The following is a 458-nucleotide window of genomic DNA, read 5'->3' as shown; positions in this document are numbered from 1 at the left end:
AACTACACCACGGTTCCAGATCACTTTCGTAAGAAAGTATAATTGCGGGGGCAGGATTTGAACCTGCGGCCTTCGGGTTATGAGCCCGACGAGCTACCGGGCTGCTCCACCCCGCGTCGTTATAAAAAATATATATGGTGGAGGCTGAGGGGATCGAACCCCCGACCCTCTGCTTGTAAGGCAGATGCTCTCCCAGCTGAGCTAAGCCTCCATGTAGGGATTGTCAGCCCTCATTGAAACAATAAAAATTGTTATGACCCGTAGGGGATTCGAACCCCTGTTACCTCCGTGAAAGGGAGGTGTCTTAACCCCTTGACCAACGGGCCTTGCTAAAAAATTATCTGGCGGAGAGAGAGGGATTCGAACCCTCGAGACGCTTGTGACGCCTACACGATTTCCAATCGTGCTCCTTCGGCCAGCTCGGACACCTCTCCATATGGCTCCCCGAACAGGGCTCG

The 458-nt window shown here is 53.3% G+C and carries 4 tRNA genes; all 4 read right to left on the bottom strand.

From position 1 onward, the window contains the following. Window positions 1–42: 42 nt before the first annotated feature. The 4 genes from M3636_RS29170 to M3636_RS29155 all read right to left on the bottom strand — a co-directional run bounded on the left by M3636_RS29170 (window position 43) and on the right by M3636_RS29155 (window position 434). A tRNA-Met gene (locus M3636_RS29170) sits at window positions 43–116 on the bottom strand. A 19-nt stretch (window positions 117–135) separates the two neighbouring features. Next, window positions 136–211: transfer RNA gene (locus M3636_RS29165), tRNA-Val, on the bottom strand. Between the two features lie 43 nt (window positions 212–254). Beyond that, a tRNA-Glu gene (locus M3636_RS29160) sits at window positions 255–326 on the bottom strand. Between the two features lie 16 nt (window positions 327–342). Beyond that, window positions 343–434, bottom strand: a tRNA-Ser gene (locus tag M3636_RS29155). Between the last annotated feature and the right edge of the window lie 24 nt (window positions 435–458).

This window comes from Paenibacillus sp. MER 99-2 (genome assembly GCF_023714095.1).
Classification (GTDB): Bacteria; Bacillota; Bacilli; order Paenibacillales; family Paenibacillaceae; genus Paenibacillus.
Note: the sequence above shows the minus strand (reverse complement) of the source record. Positions and strands in the feature narration are given on the sequence as shown.